The following is a 556-nucleotide window of genomic DNA, read 5'->3' as shown; positions in this document are numbered from 1 at the left end:
CAGCTGACAAGTGGGCGATGGCTTTCTTCAATCAAGACGACAATGCGGTGAAAGAATTCAACAAAGCACTCAACCAATTAAGCCAACAAAATATTCAAGTTGAGTACCCTGCAAAACTGGAAAGCCAATCTCAGCTATCGGATGTGATTCGTGAGCGACTACGTCGTGAAGTCACAACAATGACAGGTACGGGGGATAAATAATGATTCGCCTTATTTTCCTATTTGTCGTTCTAGGTGCAGGTCTATTTGCCGGTACTCAGTTTTCTGGTCAACAAGGATATGTACTGATCTCAATAGCAAACAAGACCATCGAAATGAGCGTGACCACTTTGGTGATCTTCGTTATCGCTGCGCTAGCTGGTCTTTTCCTCCTTGAATACCTGATTAAAAAGTTGGTTTACGCAAGCTCAAGCACTTGGAACTACTTCAGCGTACGTAAAATGCGTCGTTCTCGTCGCTACACCAATGAAGGCATTATCAAGCTCCTTGAAGGTGATTGGAAAGGTGCTGAAAAGAAAGTCACTCGTTGGGCAAATCACCACGATATGCCACTA

The 556-nt window shown here is 43.9% G+C and carries 2 protein-coding genes; both read left to right on the top strand.

Features of this window, described 5'->3' with window-relative positions; all coding sequences use genetic code 11:
* On the top strand, positions 1-203 hold a 203-nt coding region (locus R7Q11_RS28475), incomplete at its 5' end, for a uroporphyrinogen-III C-methyltransferase (RefSeq protein ID WP_225467266.1).
* On the top strand, positions 203-556 hold a 354-nt coding region (locus R7Q11_RS28470; protein WP_318094484.1), incomplete at its 3' end, for a heme biosynthesis HemY N-terminal domain-containing protein. The genes R7Q11_RS28475 and R7Q11_RS28470, both read left to right, overlap by 1 nt.

The sequence above is a fragment of the Vibrio sp. 970 genome (assembly GCF_033339075.1).
This window is presented reverse-complemented; position numbering and strand designations above follow the sequence as displayed.